Origin of the sequence: Streptomyces sp. NPDC032472 (genome assembly GCF_040636955.1) — a bacterium.
Taxonomy (GTDB): domain Bacteria; phylum Actinomycetota; class Actinomycetes; order Streptomycetales; family Streptomycetaceae; genus Streptomyces.
On the sequence record NZ_JBEZVK010000025.1, the window covers coordinates 1 to 23093 of the forward strand.

The 23093-nt window shown below is 73.6% G+C and carries 20 protein-coding genes; 8 read left to right on the forward strand and 12 right to left on the reverse strand.

Annotation, left to right across the window (positions count from 1 at the left end; translation table 11 throughout):
* Positions 1-697: 697 nt before the first annotated feature.
* The 5 genes from AB0F11_RS18645 to AB0F11_RS18665 all read right to left on the reverse strand — a co-directional run bounded on the left by AB0F11_RS18645 (position 698) and on the right by AB0F11_RS18665 (position 7186).
* Positions 698-1915 carry a histidine kinase gene (locus AB0F11_RS18645; RefSeq protein WP_362174561.1) on the reverse strand — a complete coding sequence of 406 codons (1218 nt, stop codon included), beginning with the start codon at positions 1913-1915 and terminating at the stop codon, positions 698-700.
* 93 nt (positions 1916-2008) lie between these two features.
* Complete coding sequence (locus AB0F11_RS18650; protein WP_362174564.1) at positions 2009-2749, reverse strand: hypothetical protein; 741 nt, start codon at positions 2747-2749, stop codon at positions 2009-2011.
* Positions 2746-4461: a phosphatidylglycerol lysyltransferase domain-containing protein gene (locus tag AB0F11_RS18655; protein WP_362174783.1), complete on the reverse strand. Its 1716-nt coding sequence runs from the start codon at positions 4459-4461 to the stop codon at positions 2746-2748. Before AB0F11_RS18655 ends, AB0F11_RS18650 begins: the two co-directional genes overlap by 4 nt.
* A 355-nt stretch (positions 4462-4816) precedes the next feature.
* Positions 4817-5899 carry a nicotinate-nucleotide--dimethylbenzimidazole phosphoribosyltransferase gene (gene cobT, locus AB0F11_RS18660; protein ID WP_362174566.1) on the reverse strand — a complete coding sequence of 361 codons (1083 nt, stop codon included), beginning with the start codon at positions 5897-5899 and terminating at the stop codon, positions 4817-4819.
* Positions 5900-5980: 81 nt separating this feature from the next.
* Positions 5981-7186 (reverse strand): bifunctional adenosylcobinamide kinase/adenosylcobinamide-phosphate guanylyltransferase, encoded by a 1206-nt coding sequence (locus tag AB0F11_RS18665; protein ID WP_362174568.1) that lies wholly within the window; start codon positions 7184-7186, stop codon positions 5981-5983.
* Between the two features lie 74 nt (positions 7187-7260).
* Between AB0F11_RS18665 and AB0F11_RS18670 the strand changes: the two genes are divergently transcribed.
* Positions 7261-7503 carry a hypothetical protein gene (locus AB0F11_RS18670; RefSeq protein ID WP_361914072.1) on the forward strand — a complete coding sequence of 81 codons (243 nt, stop codon included), beginning with the start codon at positions 7261-7263 and terminating at the stop codon, positions 7501-7503.
* 139 nt (positions 7504-7642) lie between these two features.
* On the opposite strand, the gene AB0F11_RS18675 is transcribed toward AB0F11_RS18670, so the two are convergent.
* Both AB0F11_RS18675 and AB0F11_RS18680 read right to left on the reverse strand, forming a co-directional pair.
* Positions 7643-8350, reverse strand: coding sequence for a methyltransferase domain-containing protein (locus AB0F11_RS18675; RefSeq protein ID WP_362174571.1), 708 nt, complete (start codon positions 8348-8350; stop codon positions 7643-7645).
* Between the two features lie 101 nt (positions 8351-8451).
* Entirely contained in the window at positions 8452-9060 is a 609-nt protein-coding gene (locus tag AB0F11_RS18680; protein ID WP_362174574.1) for a DUF3043 domain-containing protein, read from the reverse strand.
* A gap of 313 nt (positions 9061-9373) precedes the next feature.
* Between AB0F11_RS18680 and AB0F11_RS18685 the strand changes: the two genes are divergently transcribed.
* Together AB0F11_RS18685 and AB0F11_RS18690 are read left to right on the forward strand one after the other, a co-directional pair.
* The gene (locus AB0F11_RS18685; protein ID WP_362174577.1) at positions 9374-10165 is read left to right on the forward strand and encodes a PspA/IM30 family protein; all 792 of its coding nucleotides are present in this window, start codon (positions 9374-9376) and stop codon (positions 10163-10165) included.
* Positions 10166-10178: 13 nt separating this feature from the next.
* A complete protein-coding gene (locus AB0F11_RS18690; protein WP_362174580.1) occupies positions 10179-10457 on the forward strand; it encodes a hypothetical protein in 279 nt (92 codons plus the stop codon).
* A gap of 38 nt (positions 10458-10495) precedes the next feature.
* Here AB0F11_RS18690 and AB0F11_RS18695 read toward each other — a convergent pair whose 3' ends face one another.
* Positions 10496-11275, reverse strand: a complete 780-nt coding sequence (locus AB0F11_RS18695) for a hypothetical protein (RefSeq protein WP_362174583.1) — start codon at positions 11273-11275, stop codon at positions 10496-10498.
* Between the two features lie 89 nt (positions 11276-11364).
* Between AB0F11_RS18695 and AB0F11_RS18700 the strand changes: the two genes are divergently transcribed.
* The 3 genes from AB0F11_RS18700 (at position 11365) to AB0F11_RS18710 (ending at position 16290) form a co-directional block, all read left to right on the forward strand.
* Entirely contained in the window at positions 11365-12198 is an 834-nt protein-coding gene (locus AB0F11_RS18700) for an adenosylcobinamide-GDP ribazoletransferase (protein WP_362174585.1), read from the forward strand.
* A gap of 67 nt (positions 12199-12265) precedes the next feature.
* Positions 12266-12967 (forward strand): response regulator transcription factor, encoded by a 702-nt coding sequence (locus AB0F11_RS18705; RefSeq protein WP_362174587.1) that lies wholly within the window; start codon positions 12266-12268, stop codon positions 12965-12967.
* Between the two features lie 200 nt (positions 12968-13167).
* Positions 13168-16290 carry an efflux RND transporter permease subunit gene (locus tag AB0F11_RS18710; RefSeq protein WP_362174590.1) on the forward strand — a complete coding sequence of 1041 codons (3123 nt, stop codon included), beginning with the start codon at positions 13168-13170 and terminating at the stop codon, positions 16288-16290.
* 117 nt (positions 16291-16407) lie between these two features.
* On the opposite strand, the gene nadA is transcribed toward AB0F11_RS18710, so the two are convergent.
* On the reverse strand, positions 16408-17595 hold the full coding sequence (gene nadA, locus AB0F11_RS18715; RefSeq protein WP_362174593.1) for a quinolinate synthase NadA: 1188 nt from the start codon (positions 17593-17595) through the stop codon (positions 16408-16410).
* A gap of 295 nt (positions 17596-17890) precedes the next feature.
* Here nadA and AB0F11_RS18720 point away from each other — a divergent pair, with 295 nt between their 5' ends.
* Positions 17891-18247 carry an iron-sulfur cluster assembly accessory protein gene (locus AB0F11_RS18720; protein ID WP_114058871.1) on the forward strand — a complete coding sequence of 119 codons (357 nt, stop codon included), beginning with the start codon at positions 17891-17893 and terminating at the stop codon, positions 18245-18247.
* Positions 18248-18314: 67 nt separating this feature from the next.
* Here AB0F11_RS18720 and AB0F11_RS18725 read toward each other — a convergent pair whose 3' ends face one another.
* Entirely contained in the window at positions 18315-19763 is a 1449-nt protein-coding gene (locus AB0F11_RS18725) for a hypothetical protein (protein WP_362174596.1), read from the reverse strand.
* Between the two features lie 75 nt (positions 19764-19838).
* Entirely contained in the window at positions 19839-20054 is a 216-nt protein-coding gene (locus AB0F11_RS18730) for a hypothetical protein (RefSeq protein WP_362174599.1), read from the reverse strand.
* Between the two features lie 132 nt (positions 20055-20186).
* Here AB0F11_RS18730 and AB0F11_RS18735 point away from each other — a divergent pair, with 132 nt between their 5' ends.
* The gene (locus AB0F11_RS18735; protein WP_362174601.1) at positions 20187-21164 is read left to right on the forward strand and encodes a carbohydrate kinase family protein; all 978 of its coding nucleotides are present in this window, start codon (positions 20187-20189) and stop codon (positions 21162-21164) included.
* 391 nt (positions 21165-21555) lie between these two features.
* Here AB0F11_RS18735 and AB0F11_RS18740 read toward each other — a convergent pair whose 3' ends face one another.
* On the reverse strand, positions 21556-22935 hold the full coding sequence (locus AB0F11_RS18740) for an aminotransferase class V-fold PLP-dependent enzyme (protein ID WP_362174604.1): 1380 nt from the start codon (positions 22933-22935) through the stop codon (positions 21556-21558).
* Positions 22936-23093 lie beyond the last annotated feature (158 nt).

Consider the following 23093-nt stretch of genomic DNA (forward strand, 5'->3'; position numbering starts at 1 on the left):
TGCCACTGGTTCCCGTGTCAGCCGCAGAGGCGTTCCGTGTATGACCAGCCCCGGACGGGCGTCGGACGCTGAGACCAGGGCAGCGCGTAGCGATCCGCTGCGCCTGTCGACTCCGAATGACTCTCGGTTCGTCATTTCGTGCGGGTATCGGCCCAGGACGGCCGTCGGGCACTAAGAAATGAGGAGCGCGTAGCGATCTGGGGTGTCTGGGTGCTTAGGGAGGGGGCGGTGTGTGCCTTGGGTGCGGGTGGGCGCGCCCCGGCGGGGGATCGGCTGGGTTTCGGGGTCGGATGCCCGGTCTGCCGGGCCCTGTCCCGGCGCGCATCTCTGATGCGCCGTCCCTTTGACCTTGGACCGTGCCGTTCTTTTGGGGGTTTCCCGGCAGTCTTCGTTTTTCCGTGGCGGGACGGCCTGTCAAGGGTGGCCGAAGGCCATCGCGTAGCGACGCGACCGCAGGGAGCGCTCTTGACAGGCCGGCCCGACGCGGAAGGACGATGAGACTGACGGGAAGCCCCCATACCCTCCCTGATCCCGCCCGGCCGAGATCCCGACCCATGGGTCCCGGCCCGCTATTTGCGTCCCCGTCCACATCCGTGTCGCTGTGGCCGCCGCGCCGCCGCGCCGCCCGTGTGGCGGGTGGGCAGCCGCCGACGTGCCCCCGGCCCCTCGAGGGGGCAAAAGCCGGCCCCGGCCGCGGTTACGTCACCGGCAGTACCACATGCACCCGGAAGCCGCCGCCGTAGCGGGGGCCCGCGGAGCAGGAGCCGCCCAGGGTGCTCGCTCGTTCGCGCATTCCGAGGAGGCCGTGGCCGCCGCCCGGGGCGGACGCGGGGGAGGGGTCGGCGCCGGTGCCGCCGTCGTCGAGGACGGTGACCTCCGTCGAGGCGCCGACCCGGACCACGCTGACCTCGGCCCGGGCCCCCGGGCCCGCGTGCTTGCGTACGTTGGTCAGGGCCTCCTGGATGACCCGGTACGCCGCGAGGTCCACGGCGGCGGGCAGCGGCCCGGGGTCCCGGCCCAGCTCCACCATCACCTTCACCGGCAGTCCGGCGTGCCGGAAGGTGTCCACGAGCTCGTCCAGCCGGGCCAGGCCCGGGGCCGGCTCGGTCGGGGCCTCCGGGTCGCCGGACTGGCGCAGCAGGCCGACCGTGGCGCGGAGTTCGTTCAGTGCCGAGCGGCTGGCGTCGCGTACGTGGGCGAGGGCCTCCTTGGCCTGGTCGGGCCGCTTGTCCATGACGTGGGCAGCCACCCCCGCCTGCACGTTGACCAGGGCGATGTGGTGGGCGACCACGTCGTGCAGGTCGCGGGCGATGCGCAGGCGCTCCTCGGCCACGCGCCGGCGGGCCTCCTCCTCGCGGGTCCGCTCGGCGCGTTCGGCCCGCTCCCGTATCGCGTCGACGAACGCGCGCCGGCTGCGGACCGCGTCGCCGGCGGCCGCGGCCATCCCGGTCCAGGCGAAGATGCCGATGTTCTCCTGGGCGTACCAGGGCAGCGGGCCGGCCAGCATGGCCACACCGGTCAGCCCGGCCATCGTGAGCAGGCCGATCCGCCAGGTGGTGGGCCGGTCGGTGCGGGAGGCCAGGGTGTACAGGGCGATCACGGTCGACATGGCGACGGGCGCGCGGGGTTCGCCGGTGGTCAGCTCCAGCAGGGACAGCGCGATGGTCGCGGCGAGCACCGCGCGGGGCCGGCGGCGCCGGAAGACGAGCGCGCCCGCGGCCAGGACCATCAGCAGCAGCGAGAACGGCTCGGGGGTGCGGGTGCCGAAGGTGGGCCCGTGCGGGCCGTGCGGGTCGGCGAAGGAGCCGACGACCATGGAGACGAGCGCCCCGAGCGCGAGGACGGCGTCGAAGGCGAGCGGATGGGCCCGCAGCCACCGCCGGGTGCGGGCGAACGGCCCGAGGTCTGTCGTCACCCCGATACGGTACGGCCTGCCCTCCCGGGCGGAGCCGGGCAGTCCGGCCCCCGGGCAGTGCGGGCGCCCGTTCGGCGGCCGGTCGGCCGCCGGTCAGCCGCCGGGGCGCGGCGGCCGCGGGGGTGCGGACGCGGCGGGGGGCCTGCGGTGCGGCGGCGGGGTGGAGCAGGGCTGCGGGCGCCGGGCGGCGCGCACCAGGCACAGCGCCATCACGGCGGCGATCGCCGCGAGATGCTCCTTGCCGGCGAGGTTGTCCTTGACGAGCACCTCGCCGACCATGACGCCGATCACCAGGGCGCCGGTCAGGTGGGCCCGGTAGCGCCAGCACAGGTAGAGGGCGAGGCCCACGACCGCCGCCGACGGGCCGGTGTCGTTGACGACCCGGTCGTCGACCGGCAGTCCGAAGGGGTGGCCGGGGCCCAGGGAGAGCCCGATCCGCGCGTACGTGGTCCCGGCGAGGGTGGCGACGTAGCCGATCAGCAGCGTGCGCCACCACCCGATGCAGACCTCGGCGATCCCGAAGACCAGCAGGATCTGGGCCAGGGCCCCCCACACGGGCAGGTCGAGGGCCGGGACGAAGAGGGAGAGTGGGGTCCGCAGCAGGGCCAGCCAGAACGGGTCGACGGCCTTGACCGACCCGAGGTTCTGGACGGGCTGGAACCCCCACGGGGTGTTCTGGACGACCTGGAATGCCGAGGTGAGGCACACCGCCCCGAGGGTCATCGGGACGGCCCGCCAGCGGTCGCGGACGAGGGCGTCCCGGACGGTCCTCAGCAGGGGCCCCCACTCACGGCGGGCGAACCGCCGCAGTGGGGTGGTCGTCCAAGCCGTCAACGATTGGTCTCCAGATGTCTGCGGTTGAGCCACTTCGGCAGCCCGGGAGCCTCCAGGAAGCCCTCGGCCCGGCCCGCCGCGATGCCGATCCGCAGCAGGTCGGAGCTCTTCTCGAAGAGCATGAACCGCGGCTCCCAGATCGGCCGGTATTTGGCGTTGGCCCGGTAGAGGGACTCGATCTGCCACCAGCGGGAGAAGAAGCTCAGCAGCGAGCGCCACAGGCGCAGCACCGGACCCGCGCCGAGCTTGGACCCCCGCTCGAAGACGGAGCGGAACATCGCGAAGTTGAGCGAGACCTGTGTGACGCCGATCTCCTTGGAGCGTTCGAGGAGTTCGATGACCATGAACTCCATGAGACCGTTCTCGGAATCGCGGTCACGGCGCATCAGGTCCAGCGACAGGCCCTTGGGGCCCCACGGCACGAAGGACAGCAGCGCCCGCAGGTCGCCGTTGCCGTCGGTGCACTCCAGCATCACGCACTGGCCGTCGCCCGGGTCGCCCAGGCGGCCCAGCGCCATGGAGAAGCCGCGCTCGGTGGCGCCGTCGCGCCAGTCGTCGGCGCGGCGCACCAGCTCGGCCATCTCCTCGGCCGGGATGTCGGCGTGGCGGCGGATGCGGACGGTGTAGCCGGCGCGCTTGACACGGTTGAAGGCCTGCCGGACGGTGCGCATGGCGCGGCCCTCGAGGGTGAACTCGGCGGTCTCGACGATGGCCTCGTCGCCCAGCTCCAGGGCGTCCAGGCCGTGCCGGGCGTAGATCTGGCCGGCCTCCTCGCTCGCGCCCATCACGGCCGGCACCCAGCCGTGCTCGCGGGCCTCGGCCAGCCACGGGTCGATGGCGCCGGGCCAGGCCTCGGGGTCGCCGATGGGGTCGCCGGAGGCCAGGGAGACACCGCCGACGACGCGGTAGGTGACGGCGGCCTTGCCGGTGGGGGACCAGATGACGGACTTCTCGCGGCGCAGGGCGAAGTAGCCGAGCGAGTCGCGGTCGCCCTGCTTCGCCAGCAGCGCGCGCAGCCTGTCCTCGTCCTCGGGCGTGATCGGGTCCACGGCGCGGCGCGAGCGGAACGCGGCGAGGAGCACGGCGAGCAGCAGGATCATCGACATCACGTTGATGACGACGTCGACCCAGGCGGGCGTGGTGATGGAGGCGTAGTCGCGGGCGTTGGGGTCCAGGGTGATCAGGCGCATCGCTCCGTAGCGCCAGCGGGCCAGGAACGTCGCGTCGGCGGCGTCGGGGTCGGTGTTGGCGGCGCCGACGATCAGCGCGGCGGCCAGCGAGGTGACCAGCAGGCCGACGGCGGCGACGGCGGTGGCCAGCTTGGGGTTGGAGCGGTCGCCCTTGGCGTAGAACTCCTTGCGGCCCACGACGAGGGCTGCGACGAACGCCGCGGTCAGGACGAGGGAGATCCAGTTCTGGGTGTGGTCCCGGAACTCCGGGTAGCACAGGTTGAACTCGCCGCTGGTGCACGGCGCGAAGGCGGCCGTGGCGAAGGCCAGCAGGAGCAGGCCGCCGAGGACCAGGTTCAGGATCCACGCGGCCCGCTTGCGCCGGCCCATGGTGACGGCGAGCAGCAGCGAGAACAGGCCGGAGGCGAAGCCCGCGGTGAGCAGGTAAGGGGTGTAGAAGTCGGCGGTGTTGTGCCGGCGCAGGTCCTGCCCGAGGGAGACCCACACCGCGCTGAGGAAGTTCACGAAGGTGACGGCGCGCAGGTACCAGACCGCGAAGGCGGCGCTGCGCCGGGAACGGGCCGATCCGCGCCCGGTGTCGCGGCCGCCGCCGTCGTCCTTCTTGCTCGGGGTGCTCGCGTTGCTCCCGGTGTCCTTGCTGCTGGTCTCCTTGGCGCCGTCCTTGCCGATGGCCTTGGTGGTGTCCTTGGCGGCGGACTGCGGTGTTTTCTTCGGCTGCGCACCCTCTGGGGCCTTTGCGGCCTGAGTGGCGGTCCGGTCGGTATGTTCGCTGGTCAAGCGGGCCTCTCCCATGAAACGCGATGATATGGGGCGCCGCCGTCCATGGGTGGCCGGGTCCGGGGGTCATGGCCTGGTCAAGACCGTGTCCCCCGGCGGCTCAGTCGTTCGGCTCGTGCTCCGGCCGCTCGGGCCGCTCCGGCTGCTCCGGGAGTTCCGCCGCGAGTGCGGCGGCCGCCTGGACCAGCGGAAGAGCGAGCAATGCCCCGGTTCCTTCTCCCACGGTGACGCCGTGGGAGAGCACAGGGTTGAGTGCCATCCGGTCCAGGGCCTTGGTCTGGCCGGGCTCGCCGCTGGCCTGCCCGGCCAGCCACCAGTCCGGGGCCCGGAACGCCGCCCGCTGGGCCACCAGTCCGCAGGCCGCCGAGACGATGCCGTCGAGGACGACCGGCGTACGGCGCACCGCGCACTGGAGCAGGAAGCCGGTGATGGCGGCAACGTCCGCGCCGCCGACCGCGGCGAGCAGGGCCACCTGGTCGCCCAGGACCGGGCGGGCCCGGCGCAGCGCGTCGCGGATCGCCGCGCACTTGCGCATCCAGGTCAGGTCGTCGATGGGCAGGCCGCCGCGGCCGGTCACCACCGAGGCGTCGGTGCCGCAGAGCGCGGCGACGAGCGTCGCGGCGACCGTGGTGCCGCCGACGCTCAGGTCCCCCAGGACCACCAGGTCGGTCCCGCAGTCCGCCTCCTCGTCGGCGATCCGCATGCCGAGCCGCAGGGCCGCCTCGGCCTCCTCGCGGGTCAGCGCGTCCTCGACGTCGATGCGCCCGCTGCCGCGGCGCACCCGGTGGCGGACCACGTCCTGCGGCAGCAGCTCCGGGTCGCAGTCCAGCCCGGCGTCCACGACCCGCACCGAGGCGCCGAACCGCCCCGCCAGGATCGACACGGGGCTGGCCCCGTCGAGCACGGAGCGCACCAGCGCGTGGGCGGAGCCGGCCGCCCGGGCGGAGACGCCGGCGGCAGCGATCCCGTGGTCCGCGGCGAACAGGACGACCTTGGGCGCCTTGATCGGCTTGACCGGAACCCGCCCCTGCGCGGCGGCGAGCCACTCGGCGAGCTCGTCGAGCCGCCCGAGCGCCCCGGCCGGCACGGCCAGCCGCTCACGGCGCTCCTCGGCGTCACGCCGGACGCCGCCGTCGGGGCGCTCGATCAGATCGGAGAAGTCGTCGAGATTCAGCGTGGTCATCTGCCAGAGCGTACAGCCGGTGAGGCCCTGCCCAAGCCTGTCCCGCCACTGCGGGCCCCGGCGCAGGACCGGCGCCCCGGATCAGTCCTTCAGCACCAGCGCCTGGCCGGCCACCACCAGCAGCACGTGCTCGCACTCGGCGGCCACCGCGGCGTTCAGGCGCCCGAGTTCGTCCCGGAAGCGCCGCCCCGACGCGGTCGCCGGGACGATCCCCGAGCCCACCTGGTTGCTGACCGCCACCACCGTGCGCCGGGTCGCCCGCAGCGCCGCCACCAGCTGCGCCGTCCGCTCCCGCAGGTCCTTCTGTCCCCGCCCGGCCCAGACCGCGTCGTCCCAGGCGCCCACCCGGTCCATCGCGTCCGTCAGCCACAGCGCCAGGCAGTCGATCAGCAGCGGCTCACCGCCCTCCGACAGCAGCGGCACCAGCTCGCAGGTCTCCACCGTCCGCCAGCTCGCCGGCCGCCGCTCCCGGTGCAGCCCGACCCGCGCCGCCCACTCGGAGTCGCCCTCGCGGGAGCCCGAGGTGGCCACGTACACCACCTCCGGGAAGCTCTCCAAGCGCCGCTCCGCCTCCAGGGACTTGCCCGAGCGGGCGCCGCCCAGCACCAGCGTCCGGCGCGGCAGGTCCGGCACCGCGTGGTACTCGCCCACCGTCACCGTCGTCCCGTCCGGCACGGCCCGCGCCCCGGCCGCCGCGCACCGCCGCTCCAGCTCGCGCCCCGGCGGGACGTCGTGGTCCAGGTGTACGGCGATCACGTCCGTGGTCGGCCCGGCCGCACCGGAGGCCCGCAGCCGCGCCAGTGCCTCGGGCCGGCCCAGCACGTCCGCGAGCACCATGTCGTACGGGCGCTGCGCCAGGCTCCAGGGCGTCCCGGCCGGCGCCCCGCCGGGCGGCAGGTACAGCAGCCGGCTGCCGTCCGGGCCGGTCACCTCGTACCCGGTGCCCGGCGCGTCCATGGGCACCGCCCGCACCCGGTGCCCGCTGATCACCGCCAGCTCCCGCCCGTCCGGCACCCGCCCGGCCGCCGGCAGCCCCGGCGGCAGCTCCACGGCGGGCCCGTCGTGCGGGTGGGTCAGCAGGACCTGGCGCACCCCGGCCAGGGAATGGCCGGCGCGGGCACCGGCGAAGACCGCCCCGGGGGTCAGGTCGAGCAGCAGCGCCCCGTCCACGAGGAGGGACGTCGCGGCCCGCGCGCGGGGGCCGACGCTGACCGCGCAGGCCGCGCAGGGACAGCCGGGGCGGGGCAGTCCTTCGGGTGTGCCGGTGCCGAGCAGAGTGAGTTCCACGAGAAGATCCTCCCGCGTCCCCGGGAGTGGTGCGCGCCCGGCTACTCTGCGGGCAGACTCAAGGCGACCAGCGGATGAGCAGCGGACGAGCAACGGAGGCGGACATGGCGTGGACGTGGCGGTTCGAGACGGCCGAGGGCACCGAGACGACCCCGGCGGTGACCCCGGAGGAGTTCACCACGCAGGGCGACGCGGAGTCCTGGATCGGGGAGTACTGGAAGCAGCTGCTGGAGGGCGGCGCCGAGCGGGTGAAGCTGTCCGACGACAACGGCGTCGAGCTGTACGCGATGAGCCTGCGCGAGGCACTGGACGCCTGACCCGCCGGTCCGGCCGGTCCGGCCGCGCCGCCGCACGAGGCGCGGGGGCCGGTCCGCCCGGGACGGTCCACGGCGGACACGGCTGCGCCCCGGGCCCCGTGAGGGGACCCGGGGCGCAGCCGTGTCGCAGGGCGGGGAATCAGCCGCGCACGCCGCACAGGTGCAGCAGCGCCGCGACCCCGCGGTACGGATCGGTCCGGCCGGCCCGCTCCTCCGCCGCCAGGAGCCGCTCCAGCTCCTCGTCGGGCGGCAGCTGCTCGCCGGCCTCGGTGCCGTCGGTGAAGACGCGGACGCCGTACCAGGACTGCAGCGGCGCGCCGATCCCGGACAGCGTGGCCGTCAGCTCGGACAGCCGGTCGGCCCGGACGTCCAGGCCCAGCCGGTTCGTGTAGTCGATCGTGTCGAAGGCGGCCAGCGCCCCCGACCAGTCGCCGCCCAGGCCGGGCCGCATCGCGAGCGCGTCGCCGTTGCGCACGAGCAGGGACAGCAGGCCGCCGGGCGCCAGCATCCGGGCCAGCCCGGCGAGCATCGCGTCCGGCTCGGGGACGTACATCAGTACGCCGTGGCACAGCACCACGTCGAAGCTGCCGGGGGTGAAGTGCGCGCCGGTCTCCCGGCCGTCGCCCTCCATCAGCAGGACCCGCTCCTGGATGCCCGCGGGCTCCGACTCCAGCGCCGTACGGGCGACCGCCAGCATGCCGGGGTCCATCTCCAGGCCGGTGACCTTGTGCCCGGCGCGGGCGAGGCGCAGCGCCTGGGTGCCCTGGCCCATGCCGACGTCGAGGACGCGCAGCCGCTGCCCGACGGGGAAGCGCTGGGCGATCTGCTCCTCCACCTGCCGGCCCACGAGCTCCTGGCGGACGGCGTTGCGCAGTCCGCCGAGGCCCTCGAGCCACAGCCGGGCGCCCCCGGAGAAGCCGTCCCCCGTCCCTGCGGGCGCCTTTGCGGTCAGGGCCGTTCCCCGCGCTTGACCTGCGGCTTCGGCAGGCGCAGGCGGCGCATCTGCAGGGTGCGCATCAGGCCGTACGCCACCGCGCCGCGGCGCGGCTGGTCGGCGAAGCGCTGGTTGAGAGCCTTGCGGAGGCGGAAGCCGAGGCCGACGGAGTCGACGATGATCAGGGCGATCACGGCGAGCCAGAGCAGCAGGGCGACGTTCTGGATCTGCGGCACCCGGATCATGCTCAGGACGAGGATGACCACGGCCAGCGGCAGGAACATCTCGGCCACGGAGAAGCGGGAGTCCACGAAGTCGCGGACGAACTTGCGCACGGGGCCCTTGTCGCGGGCGGGCAGGTACCGCTCGTCGCCGTTGGCCAGCGCCTCGCGCTGCTTGGCGAGCTCCACCCGGCGCCGCTCGCGGGCGCGTCGGGCGTCCTCCTTGCGGTCGCCGGTCGAGGCCACCACAGCCTTGCGCTGCGACTGGGCCACGGCGCGCTTCGGCGTCGGGCGGCCCTTGGGGGCCTGCGGGTCACGGGGCTTCGAGAGGTCGGCGCTCACCTTGTCGGTGGCGGCGGCCTTCTCTTCCTTGGAGGAGCGGCTACCAAACACAAAACCCAAGCGTACGTGGTCGCGGCCGGGTACCCCACCCCGTCGGGGAACGATCCGGCAACGGCGGGCGTCTGGAGTGGTGCAGGGTTCGTGCGGCACTGCGGACCCCTGCCGGGGTCCGGCGGTGTCGGGGGAGCACCTACTCCTCACGCCTGATCCGGGCGGGGACGCAGTCGTCCTGGAGGAGGAGCGCATCCGTCCACGAACAGTGCGGTAATGGAGGCAGGGCCCGTACTGTGGGTTCTGTGGCGGTCATCTCGGGTGATCGAGGATCGCAATGTGACCTGGAGCGAAGTCCGTCAGAAGGGGGCGCGCGAAGCCCATGAGCGGTGTCATGAAGCGTATGGGGATGATCTTCCGCGCGAAGGCGAACAAGGCCCTTGACCGGGCCGAGGACCCGCGCGAGACCCTCGACTACTCGTATCAGAAGCAGCTGGAGCTGCTGCAGAAGGTGCGCCGCGGCGTCGCCGACGTGGCGACCTCCCGCAAGCGCCTGGAACTCCAGCTCAACCAGCTCCAGGGGCAGTCCGCGAAGCTGGAGGACCAGGGCCGCAAGGCGCTGGCGCTGGGCCGCGAGGACCTGGCGCGCGAGGCCCTCTCCCGCAAGGCCGCGCTGCAGCAGCAGGTCAGCGACCTGGAGGTGCAGCACCAGACCCTCCAGGGCGAGGAGGAGAAGCTGACGCTGGCCGCGCAGCGCCTCCAGGCCAAGGTGGACGCCTTCCGGACGAAGAAGGAGACCATCAAGGCCACGTACACGGCGGCCCAGGCCCAGACCCGGATCGCCGAGTCCTTCTCCGGCATCTCCGAGGAGATGAGCGACGTCGGCGTGGCGATCCAGCGCGCCGAGGACAAGACCGCCCAGCTCCAGGCCCGCGCGGGCGCCATCGACGAGCTGCTGGCCTCCGGCGCCCTCGACGACCAGAGCGGCCTGGGCGCCAAGGACGACATCCAGGCCGAGCTGGACCGCCTCTCGGGCGGTACGGACGTGGAACTGGAGCTCCAGCGCATGAAGGCCGAGCTGGCCGGCGGCCCGTCCGCGCAGCAGCAGGCGATCGAGGGCGGCGCCCCGGGCGCCGCCCAGCAGCACAACCAGCACCGGTTCGACAAGCAGTAGGACGGGGCCCGTCATGATTGTCCGCATCATGGGGGAAGGGCAGGTGGAGGTGGCCGACAGCCACTTCCCCGAGCTCAACGCGCTGGACGACGAGCTGCTCGCCGAGATGGAAGGCGGCGACGAGGAGGGCTTCCGGCGGACGCTGGGCGCCCTGCTGGACGCCGTGCGGCGGCTCGGCAAGCCGCTGCCCGACGATGCGCTGGAGCCGTCCGAGCTGATCCTTCCCGCGCCCGACGCCTCGCTGGACGAGGTCCGGCAGATGCTCAGCGACGACGGGCTGATCCCGGGCTGATCCCGGCTGAGTCCGGCGGGCCCCGCGGGGGTGCGCGCTCAGTGCGGCGGCGGTTCCTTCGGGACCGCCGCCGCTGCCCGGTCCGGATCCGGGGTGCCGCCGATGAAGTTCTCGAACTTCCGGCGCGGGACGGCCCAGCGGCGGTCGTGGTGGAAGGCGCGCAGCGAGGCCTTGGCGCGGGCCCGCGGCCGGTTCGCGTAGAACCTCTTCGCGTACGGGGAGCCCGGCCGGGCCAGGCGCACCGCGCCGATCAGCGCCACGAACGGGATCACCGTGCCGAAGAAGGCGGTGCGCGCCTTGCCCTTCCACAGCGCGACCAGCGCCAGGAAGAAGTTCGCGGCGATGTTCACCACCACCAGGCCCCGGTTCTCGCGCTCGTCCGGGGTCAGGTCGTTCACGCCGAACGGCAGGAACCCGCTGAGGACCAGGGCCACCAGGGCGGCCGTCAGCACCACGACCTCGACGCTCTTGCGGCCCTGCTCGCTCCAGTAGACGTCGTCGAGGTGCAGGATCAGGGCGAACTCGTCGAGGACCAGGCCCGCCCCCAGGCCGAAGACCACGGCGGAGAGCAGGGAGCCGAAGCCGTGGGCGCCGCTGCCGATGGCCCCGAAGCCGCCGATGATCACCAGGACCACGCCGGGGACCACGTGGTGGACGTGCAGGCCGCCGGGGGTGACGTTCCTGAAGGGGCCCTTCCCGGCCCGGATCAGACGCGTGATGACGCGCGTGACCAGGAACGACAGGACGAAGGACAGCAGGGCCAGGAGCAGCGGGAGCTTTCCCGGTTCGACGATGTTGCGGTACCACCAGTGACCCATCCCGCCCGCTCCTTGTGTCGTGGCAGCTCCCCGTTTGGCCCGTATTGGGAAAATTTACCGGTCCCGGCGAGCGGGTAGCGTTCGCGCCGATGACAGATTCGTTCGATGATCAGCCTGCGCCGTCGCGCCTGACGCCGCCTGCCGAACGGGCCTCGCTGCCCGACGGCCTCCGCTTCGCCTTCGGCACCCTCACCGTGCTGCCCGCCCGCATCACCCGCTGGGACCGGCCCGCGGCCCGCACCGGCATGGCCTGCGCGCCGCTCGCCGGGCTCGTCGTCGGCCTGCTCGCGGCGGCCGCCGGGGTGCTGCTGCTCGTCCTCGGCGGCGGACCGCTGCTCGCCGCCGCCGTCACCCTCACCGTCCCGGCCGCCCTGACCCGCGGACTCCACCTGGACGGCCTCGCCGACACCGCCGACGGGCTGGGCAGCGCCAAACCGGCCGCCGAGGCGCTGCGCATCATGAAGAAGTCCGACATCGGCCCCTTCGGGGTGGTGGCGCTGCTGCTGGTGCTGCTCGTCCAGGCCGGGGCGCTGTCCGGCCTCTACGCCGACGGCTGGGTCCGCGGCGGCCTCGCGGCGCTCGTCGCGGCCGTCACCGCCCGCCTCGCCATGACCCTGGCCTCCCGCGACGGGGTGCCGCCCGCCCGCCTCGAAGGGCTGGGCGCGGCCGTCGCCGGCGTCGTCCCGCGGACCGCGGCCGCGCTGGCCGCCGTGGCGGTGGCGGGCCTGGCCGCGGCCGCCGCCGCCCCGATGGGCCCCGTCGCCGCCGCCCGGCACGCGGCCGCCGTCCTCGCCGGCCTCGCGGTGGCTGAGGTGCTGCTGCGCCGGTGCACCGGCCGCTTCGGCGGGGTCACCGGCGACGTCTTCGGCGCCGTCGCCGAGGTCTCCGCGACCGTGGCCCTGGTCGTGCTGTCCCTGGGCTGACCCCTGGGGCGACCCCTGGGGCGACCCCTGGGGAGGGCGGCGCGCCCCGGCCGCGTAGGGTCGGGCCGTGGATGAGACGCCGACGCCCATCAGGGTCCTGCTCGCCGACGACCAGGCCCTGCTCCGCAGCGCCTTCAAGGTGCTCGTCGACTCCGAGCCCGACATGGAGGTCGTCGGCGAGGCCTGCGACGGGGCCCAGGCCTACGAGCTCGCCCGCCGGGCCAGGCCCGACGTGGTGCTCATGGACATCCGCATGCCCGGCACTGACGGTCTCGCCGCCACCCGGCTCATCGGCGAGGACCCCGAACTGCGCGCGGTCCGCGTGGTCATGCTGACCACCTTCGAGGTCGACGAGTACGTCGTCTCGGCCCTGCGGGCCGGCGCCTCGGGCTTCCTCGGCAAGGGCGCCGAACCCGACGAGCTGCTGAACGCCATCCGCGTCGCCGCCGCCGGCGAGGCGCTGCTGTCCCCGGCCGCCACCAAGGGGCTCATCGCCACCTTCCTCGCCCAGGGCGGCGGCGCCGGAGCCGCAGCCCCGGCCGCCGCCCACGCCGAGCGGCTCGCCGCGCTGACCGGCCGGGAGCGCGAGGTCCTCGTCCACGTCGCCGCGGGTCTGTCCAACGACGAGATCGCCGGCCGGCTGGAGGTCAGCCCGCTCACCGTCAAGACCCACGTGAACCGGGCCATGGCCAAGCTCGGCGCCCGCGACCGGGCCCAACTGGTCGTCGTGGCCTACGAGTCGGGCCTGGTCAGGCCGCGGGCCGACTAGGGCCCGTCCCGCGGCCCGGCCGCAGTGCCGTCGGCCCCGTACCGCGCCGCGCGTACTACAGGCGCGGTATGCCGGAGATAAGGACGGGACCTGGGGCCGACGCAGCGGGCCCGGGCGTACGCCAGGCTGGAGGGCCACCCGCGGCCCCTGCCGCCCCCGCGGCGCCCGCTCAGACCGACTGCAGAGAGATACCGACGCCCATGTCCTGGCTGTCCCGCTTCAGCCTGTCCCAAAGAGCGCTGATCGGCCTGGTCTCGATCACCGCGCTGCTCTTCGGCGCCATAGCCATCCCGCAGCTCAAGCAGCAGCTGCTGCCGTCCATCGAACTGCCGGTGGTGTCCGTGCTCGCCCCGTACCAGGGCGCCTCGCCCGACGTGGTGGAGAAGCAGGTCATCGAGCCGATCGAGGCCACCCTCAAGGGCGTCGACGGCATCACCGGCATCACCTCCACGGCCAGCGAGGGCAACGCCCTGATCATGGCCAAGTTCGACTACGGCGACAGCGGCACCAAGCAGCTCGTCGCCGACGTCCAGCAGGCCGTGAACCGGGCCCGCGTCCGGCTCCCCGCCGAGGTGGACCCGCAGGTCGTCGCCGGATCCACCGACGACATCCCGACCGTCGTCCTCGCCGTCACCTCGGACAAGGACCAGCAGGCGCTCGCCGACCAGCTGAGCCGCTCCGTCGTCCCCGTCCTCGAGGACATCAAGGGCGTCGGCCAGGTCACCGTCGACGGCGTCCAGGAGCTCCGGGTCGCCGTCACCCCGGACCCCGCCAAGCTCGCCGCGGCCGGCCTCGACGGCGCCGCGCTGGCCCAGGGCCTCCAGGCCGGCGGCGCCACCGTCCCGGCCGGCTCCTTCGACGAGGCAGGCAAGAACCGCACCGTCCGCGTCGGCGGCGGCTACACCTCCCTCGCCCAGCTGGAGGAGCTGCGCCTGAGCGCCGGCCCCGGGAAGCCGGCCGTCCGCCTGGGCGACGTGGCCACCGTCAAGCAGGAGCCCGCCAGGGCCGTCTCCCTCACCCGCACCAACGGCAAGCCCAGCCTCGCCCTCGTCCTGACCATGGACAAGGACGGCAGCGCCGTCGCCATCTCCGACGCCGTCAAGGACAAGCTGCCCGAGCTGCGCTCCGCCCTCGGCGCCGGCGCCGAGCTCACCGTCGTCGGCGACCAGGGCCCGCCCGTCGCGAAGTCCATCTCCAGCCTCACCACCGAGGGCCTGCTCGGCCTGCTCTTCGCGGTGATCGTGATCCTGGTCTTCCTCGCCTCGCTGCGCTCGACGCTGGTCACCGCGGTCTCCATCCCGCTGTCCGTCGTCCTCGCGCTGATCGTGCTGTGGGCCGACGACCTGTCGCTGAACATGCTGACGCTCGGCGCCCTGACCATCGCCATCGGCCGGGTCGTCGACGACTCGATCGTGGTCCTGGAGAACATCAAGCGCCACCTCGGCTACGGCGAGGAGCGCGAGGCCGCCATCATCGCCGCGGTCAAGGAGGTCGCCGGCGCGGTCACCTCCTCCACGCTCACCACCGTCGCCGTCTTCCTGCCGATCGCCTTCGTCGGCGGCATGGTCGGCGAGTTCTTCGGCCCGTTCTCCCTCACGGTCGCCGCGGCCCTGCTCGCCTCGCTGCTGGTCTCCCTCACCGTCGTGCCGGTGCTCTCGTACTGGTTCCTGCGCGCCCCGAAGGGCGCCCTGGAGGACCCCGACCGGGCACGGCGCGAGGCGGAGGAGAAGGAGGCCAAGAGCCGCCTGCAGCGCGGTTACGTCCGGGCCCTCGGCCTGGTCACCCGCCGCCGGGCGAGCACCCTGGTCGTGGCCGCCGTGGTCCTCGTCGGGACCCTGGGGATGACCCCGCTGCTGAAGACGAACTTCTTCGACCAGGGCGAGCAGACCGTCCTGACGGTCAAGCAGCAGCTGCCGCCCGGCACCTCGCTGGCCGCGTCCGACGCGGCGAGCCACAAGGTCGAGAAGGCCCTCACCGGGATCGAGGGAGTCAAGGACTACCAGGTCACCGTCGGATCCTCGGGCTTCCTGGCCGCCTTCGGCGGCGGCACCGGCTCCAACCAGGCCTCGTACCAGGTGGTCCTGGAGGACGGGAGCGACTCCGAGGCCGTCAAGAAGCGGATCGAGGACACCCTCGGCTCGCTCGCCGGCATCGGCGACACGAGCATCTCCGCGGGCGGCGGCTTCGGCAGCCAGAACCTCAGCGTGGTCGTCAAGGCGGGCGACGCCGGCGTCCTCGCCAAGGCCGCCGAGCAGGTCCGGGCCGAGATGGCCACCCTCGACGACGTCACCGACGTCCAGAGCGACCTGTCCCAGTCCGTGCCGCGGATCTCGGTGACCGCCACCCCGCGGACCGCCGAGGCCGGCCTGAACCAGGCCGCGCTCGGCGCGCTCGTCGCCCAGGCCGTACGCGGCACCCCGGCGGGCAAGGCCGTCCTGGACAACACCGAGCGGGACATCGTCATCAAGTCCGCGCAGCCGGCCGCCACCCTGGCCGAGCTCCAGGCGCTGCCCGTCGGCCCGGCCCGGCTCGGCGACATCGCCGAGGTCAAGGAGGTGCCCGGCCCGGTCTCCATGACCCGGATCGACGGCGCCCGCGCCGCGACCGTCACCGCCAAGCCGGTCGGCGACAACACCGGCGCCATCGGCGCGCAGCTCCAGACGAAGATCAAGGCGCTGGACCTGCCCGAGGGGGCCACGGCCACCATCGGCGGGGTCTCCGAGGACCAGGGCGAGGCCTTCGCCTCGCTGGGCCTGGCCATGCTCGCCGCCATCGCGATCGTCTTCATGCTGCTGGTCGCCACCTTCCGGTCGCTGGTGCAGCCGCTGATCCTGCTCGTGTCGATCCCGTTCGCGGCGACCGGCGCGCTCGGCCTGCTGCTGGTGACCGGGACCCCGCTCGGTGTGCCCGCCCTGATCGGCATGCTGATGCTCATCGGCATCGTCGTGACCAACGCGATCGTCCTGATCGACCTGGTCAACCAGTACCGCGCCCAGGGCCTGGGCGTCGTCGAGGCCGTGGTCGAGGGCGGCCGGCACCGCCTGCGTCCCATCCTGATGACGGCCCTGGCGACGATCTTCGCGCTGCTGCCGATGGCGCTCGGCGTCACCGGCGAGGGCGGGTTCATCTCGCAGCCGCTCGCGGTGGTGGTGATCGGCGGCCTGGTCTCCTCGACCCTGCTGACGCTGCTGCTGGTGCCGACCCTCTACACGATGGTCGAACTGCGCAAGGACCGCCGCCGGGCCAAGCGCACGGCCCGCCTGCGCGTGGTTCCCGACCCGAAGGGCACCCCGGACACCGACCCGGCCCCGGCCGGCGTCTGACCGGCCGGGCCGCAGGAACCGGAAACGGCAAAGGGAAACGGAAACGGAAACGGCCGAAGGGCCGCCCCCCTCGACGAGGGGGGCGGCCCTTCGGCCGTTTGGCAGGCCGTGCGCGCGCTACGGGAGCGCGAGCATGCGCTCCAGGGCGAGCTTGGCGAAGCTCTCCGTCTCCTTGTCGACCTGGATCTGGTTGACCAGGGTGCCCTCGGCGAGGGACTCCAGGGTCCAGACCAGGTGCGGCAGGTCGATGCGGTTCATCGTCGAGCAGAAGCAGACCGTCTTGTCGAGGAAGACGACCTCCTTGTCCTCCCCGGCGAAACGGTTCGCCAGGCGCTTGACGAGGTTCAGCTCGGTGCCGATGGCCCACTTGGAGCCGGCCGGGGCCGCCTCCAGCGTCTTGATGATGTACTCCGTCGAGCCGACGTAGTCCGCGGCCGCCACGACCTCGTGCTTGCACTCCGGGTGCACCAGCACGTTCACGCCCGGGATGCGCTCGCGGACGTCGTTGACCGAGTCCAGCGAGAATCGGCCGTGGACCGAGCAGTGCCCGCGCCACAGGATCATCTTCGCGCCCCGCAGCTGCTCGGCGGTCAGCCCGCCGTTCGGCTTGTGCGGGTTGTAGACCACGCAGTCGTCCAGGGACATGCCCATGTCGCGGACGGCGGTGTTGCGGCCCAGGTGCTGGTCGGGGAGGAAGAGCACCTTCTCGCCCTGCTCGAAGGCCCAGTCCAGGGCCTTCTTCGCGTTGGAGGAGGTGCAGATCGTGCCGCCGTGCTTGCCGGTGAAGGCCTTGATGTCGGCGGAGGAGTTCATGTACGAGACGGGGACCGTCACCTCGGCGATGCCCGCCTCGGTCAGGGTGTCCCAGCACTCGGCGACCTGCTCGGCGGTGGCCATGTCGGCCATCGAGCAGCCCGCGGCCAGGTCGGGCAGGACGACCTTCTGCGCGTCGGTGGTCAGGATGTCCGCCGACTCGGCCATGAAGTGGACGCCGCAGAAGACGATGTACTCGGCCTCCGGCTTGGCGGCCGCGTCACGGGCCAGCTTGAAGGAGTCGCCGGTGACGTCGGCAAACTCGATGACCTCGTCCCGCTGGTAGTGGTGGCCGAGGATGAAGACCTTGTCGCCGAGCTTCTCCTTGGCCGCGCGGGCGCGCGCCACCAGGTCCGGGTCCGACGGCGAGGGCAGGTCGCCCGGACACTCCACACCGCGCTCGCTCTTGGGGTCGGCTTCGCGGCCGAGCAGCAGCAGGGCAAGGGGCGTCGGCTGGACGTCCAAAGGCTGGGCGGTGGTCACGACACGCACCCTTTCTGTTCTGCGACTACGAGACTTCATTCGACTTCTCGTCTATTTGACGCTATCTATGATAGCTGCTTCATGTCACTTTGACGATGGCCATAGTGTCGATGTGACGCATTCGCCCGTGATGAACCCGTCGCTCCGCCGGGTCCGCCGCCGGGCAGCGGTGTGCGAGCATGAATGTCTGAAACACGCGTCGGGTCCGGAATGAATCCGCGGCCCCGCTCGTTGCCATCGACGGCAAGAGTCCGACGTTTCCCTGCCTGAGGCGGGGAGCCGCCCACTTCGGGAGTGAATGCAGATGTCCGTACAGGACGACAAGACCACTGTGAGCGACGGCATCCTCCTGTCCGACGCCGCCGCCGAGAAGGTCAGGACCCTGCTGGAGCAGGAGGGCCGCGATGACCTGGCGCTCCGCGTCGCCGTCCAGCCCGGCGGCTGCTCCGGCCTGCGCTACCAGCTCTTCTTCGACGAGCGCTCGCTCGACGGCGACGTCGTCAAGGACTTCGGCGGCGTGAAGGTCGTCACGGACCGGATGAGCTCCCCGTACCTGCAGGGTGCCTCGATCGACTTCGTCGACACGATCGAGAAGCAGGGCTTCACGATCGACAACCCCAACGCCACCGGCTCCTGCGCCTGCGGCGACTCCTTCAGCTAAGCCTGAAGCGTGACGAAGGCCCCCGGCACCTCACGGTGCCGGGGGCCTTCGTGTGTGGACCGGAGCCCTACTGCTTCGGCAGCGGCTTGCCCGTGGTCCCGTCGACCACCTTGCGCTCGCCCAGCGGCTGCTGCAGCGTCGCCGACACCGACATCTCCTGGGCGATCATGATGCAGGCCCGGCCGGGATCGGTCGGGGTGTCCGTGATCCGCACCGTCACCGAACCGGCCTCCTCACGGGCCTCCAGCGCGTACGTGCTGCACACCCCGCCCCAGAAGTTCACCGTCAGCTTCCGGTCGGCCTGCCCGTACGAGAACCCCGGCACCGTCCGCGCGCCCGACGCCGGAGCCGGCGGGGTGGAGCCGCCCTCCACGGCGGACTGGACCACCGTGCGCCCCGGCGCACCGCCCGTGCCCGCCACCTCGAAGTGCCAGGCCGGCACCAGGCCGCGGGCCCCGTTCACCGTCCCGGGGGCGAGACCCAGCACGGCGCCCTTCACCGTCTCGGTCCGCGGCGGCTTCATCGGCCGCGGCTCCGGGTTGCACGGCAGCGTGTCCGAGGGGCCGACCGGGGTGTCCGGGGTCAGCGGGACCGAGGTCGCACAGCCGCTCGGGCCGGGGCCCGTACCGTCCGCGCCGCCCGAGGCCCGGTTCAGCCGGGCCAGCGCCTCCACGGCTCCGATCACCGGCTGCTCCCCGGCCCGCTCCGGCGCCTTCAGCTCGCCGCTGCCCCCCACCACCGTGCTGTCCGCGCCGACGCTGACCTTGGTGGACCAGCCCTGCGTGGGCAGTCCGCCGATCACCGGGTCGGCGGTCACCACCCGGACCGCACCCTGGGTCTGGCGGGCGTCCAGCCGGGCCCCGCTCTGCCCGACCGCGGCCAGCACCGGGGCGGCGGCCGCCTTCGCGGCCTCCTCGCTCACCGGCTTGCCGCCGCCCGCACCTTCGCCGCCCCCACCCTCGCCCTGGGGGAGCGTCGCGGGCCCGCAGGTGTCCTTGCCGCGCTTGCAGTCGTCGCCCGCGCCGCCGCCCCCGTGGAAGCGGGCGAAGTTCCAGGTGCCGGGGGCCTTGCGGTTCACGGTGAGCAGGGGCCCGGACCCGTCGCCGCCCTCCCCGGCCTGCCAGGTCTCGCCGACCAGCCGCGGGGCGCCCGCGATGCCGAGGGCCTGCGCGAGCCGGGCCACCTCCTGCTCGCCGATCTCGCCGGTCGCGGCGTACGAGGGCGCGCTCGCCGGGGCCTCCGGGAGCGGGACCTCCGCCCGGTACGTCACTCCGCTGCCGTGCGGGTCCGGCTCGCCGGGGGCGATGCCCGGACCGGACGGACTCGGGGCCACGCGGGGCGCCGCGGCCGCGGCGTTGCCCGTACGGCCGCCGCCCGAGCCGCCGTCGCCGTACGCCGTGGAGGCCCAGTACGCCGTGCCGCCGCCGGCGAGCAGGACGGCCGCCGCGATCGAGCCGATGGCCCAGGCGGGCCGCCGCCGTGTGCCGCGTGATGTGTCGGGTTGTTCGCTGGTCACCGCATGCTCCTTCGCCCGTACCGCCGGTGGCTGATGCCGGTGTGACGGAACAGGAGCGAAACCGGTTCCGCCGCCCTAGTCGCCGTACTCGGCGGTGGCGGCGATCAGGCGGGCCGAGGAGGGCGGCACGCTGACCCCGTGGATCTGCGCGGGCGCCACCCGGGCCGGCCGCGGGTCCGCCGGGACCGCCCAGTGCGGGGCCATCCTGGCGCAGTCGCCGAGCAGCTGCGCGAACCCAGGGCGCGTGTCGGCCGCGTACGCTCCGTATCCGAATCCATCGGTATAGGTCATGGGGGCACGGTAGGCTCGGTGCCGCCCGCGGAGAAAGACCTACTACGGGGTAGTTTCGGGGGGTCGGCGGGACGGCCGGGACCGGGTAGTTTTGACTGTCACCTCGCCGTCATCCGCAGGAGCATCCACGCCGTGCGTATCGCAGTCACCGGCTCCATCGCCACCGACCACCTCATGACCTTCCCCGGCCGCTTCGCGGACCAGTTCGTCGCGGACCAGCTGCACACGGTCTCCCTCTCCTTCCTCGTCGACAACCTCGACGTGCGGCGGGGCGGCGTCGGCCCGAACATCTGCTTCGGCATGGGCCAGCTCGGCACCCGGCCGATCCTGGTCGGAGCGGCGGGCTCCGACTTCGACGAGTACCGCGCCTGGCTCGACCGGCACGGCGTCGACACCGCGTCCGTGCGGATCTCCGAGGTGCTGCACACCGCGCGCTTCGTCTGCACCACCGATGCCGACCACAACCAGATCGGGTCCTTCTACACGGGCGCGATGAGCGAGGCCCGCCAGATCGAGCTGAAGGCCGTCGCCGACCGGGTGGGAGGGCTCGACCTCGTCCTCATCGGCGCCGACGACCCCGAGGCGATGCTCCGCCACACGGAGGAGTGCCGGACGCGGGGCATCCCCTTCGCCGCGGACTTCTCGCAGCAGATCGCCCGCATGGACGGGGAGAACATCCGCACCCTGATGGAGGGTGCGACGTACCTGTTCTCGAACGAGTACGAGAAGGGCCTCATCGAGACCAAGTCCGGGTGGTCGGACGAGGAGATCCTCGCCAAGGTCGGCACGCGGGTGACGACGCTGGGGTCGCGGGGTGTCCGCATCGAGCGGGCCGGTGAGGAGACCATCCTGGTCGGCTGCCCGGAGGAGACGGCCAAGGTCGACCCGACCGGTGTCGGCGACGCGTTCCGCGCGGGCTTCCTCACGGGGCTGGGCTGGGGGGTCGGGCTGGAGCGGGCGGCTCAGCTGGGCTGCATGCTGGCCACGCTCGTCATCGAGACGCTGGGCACCCAGGAGTACACGCTGGCCCGGGCCCACTTCATGGAGCGGTTCACCAAGGCGTACGGCGAGGACGCCGCCGCCGAGGTCCGCGCCCACCTGTCCGCCTGACCCCGGCCCGGGGGTCCCGCTGCGCGGAGCCCCTCCCCGCCCCGCCCTTTCGCCGTATCCCGGAGCTCCGCCCCCGGACCCCCAGCGCCTCAAACGCCGGCGAGGCTGGAACATCCAGCCCGCGCGGCGTTTGAGCGCACCGGGCGCGAAGCGCCCGGGTCTTCCAGCCGCGCGGCGATTGAGCGGAAGCGGATCGGGCGCGGAGCGCCGGGCTTTCCGGCCTCGCCGGCGCTTGAGGCGCTGGGGGTCCCCCCAGCGGTAGCTGGGGGAGGGTCCGGGCGGAGCCCGGTTTCGGGAAGGGGCGGGGAGGGGATCGCTCCGCGCAGCGGGAACCAGGGACCCCGGCTCCGCCGGGCACCGGGCTCCGCCCGGCTTCGGAGGTGCGGCGGGGTCAGAGGTTGCGGCGGACCGTGTAGGCCGTGGCCGGTGGGCGGGGGGATTCGCCCAGGTAGGTGTGGCCCCGCATCGCGCACCACGCCGGGATGTCCAGGCGGGCCACCTCGTCGTCCGAGACCACGGTGACGGTGCCGCCCACCGGGACCGTGCGGATGGCCCGGGCCAGCTCGATCACCGGCTGCGGGCAGCGCAGCCCGACGGCGTCCACCTCCAGCGACTCCGCGACAGGAGCCTGCGGCGCCTCCTCCGGCACGCCCAGCGTGTCCCGCACCCCGGCCACCACCCCCGGCAGCACATCCAGGAAGCCGTTCACCTCCGCCGCGGTGGTCCCCGCCGGCAGCGAGACCCGGACGTTGCCCTCCGACAGCACCCCCATCGCCTTCAGGACATGACTGGGGGTCAGGGTGGAGCTCGTGCAGGAGGAGCCGGAGGAGACGGAGTAGCCCGCCCGGTCCAGCTCGTGCAGCAGGGTCTCGCCGTCCACGTACAGGCAGGAGAACGTCACCAGGTGCGGCAGCCGCCGCACGGGATCCCCGACCACCTCCACGTCCGGCACCAGCCGGGCGACCCGCCGCCGGATCCGGTCCACGAGCACCCGCAGCCGGGCCGCCTCCGCATCGGCCTCGGCCCGTACGGCCCGCAGGGACGCGGCCGCGGCGACGATGGCCGGCAGGTTGGCGAAACCGGGGGAGCGCCCCGACTCCCGCTCGTCGGCAGGACCTTGGGGGGCGAAGCGGACACCCTTGCGGACCGCCAGCAGCCCGACCCCGGGCGGGCCGCCCCACTTGTGGGCGCTGGCGGCCAGCACCGACCAGCGGCCCTCCACCGGCCCCCAGCCCACCGACTGGGCCGCGTCCACCAGCAGCGGCACCCCGGCCGCCGCGCACACCTCGGCCACCTCGGCCACCGGCTGCACCGTGCCCACCTCGTGATTGGCGGACTGCAGGCAGGCCAGCGCGGTCGACGCGGTCAGCGCCGAGGCGTAACCGGCCGCGGAGGCCGCGCCCATGCGGTCCACCGGCACCCGGGCCACCGTGCCGCCGCCCGCCTCGTGCACCTCCGCCGCGTGGAGCACGCTGCTGTGTTCGACCGCCGATACGACCATATGGCTGCCGACGCGCCGGCGGCCGGCCAGCACGCCCGCGATCCCGGAGTGAACCGCGTGCGTCCCCGAAGGAGTGAACACGAGCTCGTCGGGCCGGCAGCCCACCGCCTCCGCGGCAGCCTCGCGCGCCGCGTCCAGCAGCAGCCGGGCCCGCCTCCCCTCCCGGTACAGTCGGGCGGGGTCGGCCCAGCCCTCGTCCAGCGAAGCCTGCAGCGCCTGCCGGGCGACGGGGTGCAGCGGGGCGGCGGACGCGGTGTCGAAGTACGGCATCCGGTCACGCTAACCGGCCGCCCCCCGAGCCGGAGGTCAGGGGGCGTCAGATGCCGCCAGGAGGCCGCCATTCAGCCGGTGCCGCGCCGTCCCCCGTACGGCGGATCCATCCCTTCGGGGGCAGTAGCGGCGCGTTGGGCACCCTCCCCGCGCGACCC

Coding starts and splice junctions, on each gene's coding strand:
- AB0F11_RS18710 (WP_362174590.1), top strand. CDS start 13,168: ATGTCCTGGCTGTCCCGCTTCAGCCTGTCCCAAAGAGCGCTGATCGGC.
- AB0F11_RS18685 (WP_362174577.1), top strand. CDS start 9,374: ATGAGCGGTGTCATGAAGCGTATGGGGATGATCTTCCGCGCGAAGGCG.
- AB0F11_RS18720 (WP_114058871.1), top strand. CDS start 17,891: ATGTCCGTACAGGACGACAAGACCACTGTGAGCGACGGCATCCTCCTG.
- AB0F11_RS18730 (WP_362174599.1), bottom strand. CDS start 20,054: ATGACCTATACCGATGGATTCGGATACGGAGCGTACGCGGCCGACACG.
- AB0F11_RS18700 (WP_362174585.1), top strand. CDS start 11,365: ATGACAGATTCGTTCGATGATCAGCCTGCGCCGTCGCGCCTGACGCCG.
- AB0F11_RS18670 (WP_361914072.1), top strand. CDS start 7,261: ATGAGCAGCGGACGAGCAACGGAGGCGGACATGGCGTGGACGTGGCGG.
- AB0F11_RS18740 (WP_362174604.1), bottom strand. CDS start 22,935: ATGCCGTACTTCGACACCGCGTCCGCCGCCCCGCTGCACCCCGTCGCC.
- AB0F11_RS18690 (WP_362174580.1), top strand. CDS start 10,179: ATGATTGTCCGCATCATGGGGGAAGGGCAGGTGGAGGTGGCCGACAGC.
- AB0F11_RS18695 (WP_362174583.1), bottom strand. CDS start 11,275: ATGGGTCACTGGTGGTACCGCAACATCGTCGAACCGGGAAAGCTCCCG.
- cobT (WP_362174566.1), bottom strand. CDS start 5,899: ATGACCACGCTGAATCTCGACGACTTCTCCGATCTGATCGAGCGCCCC.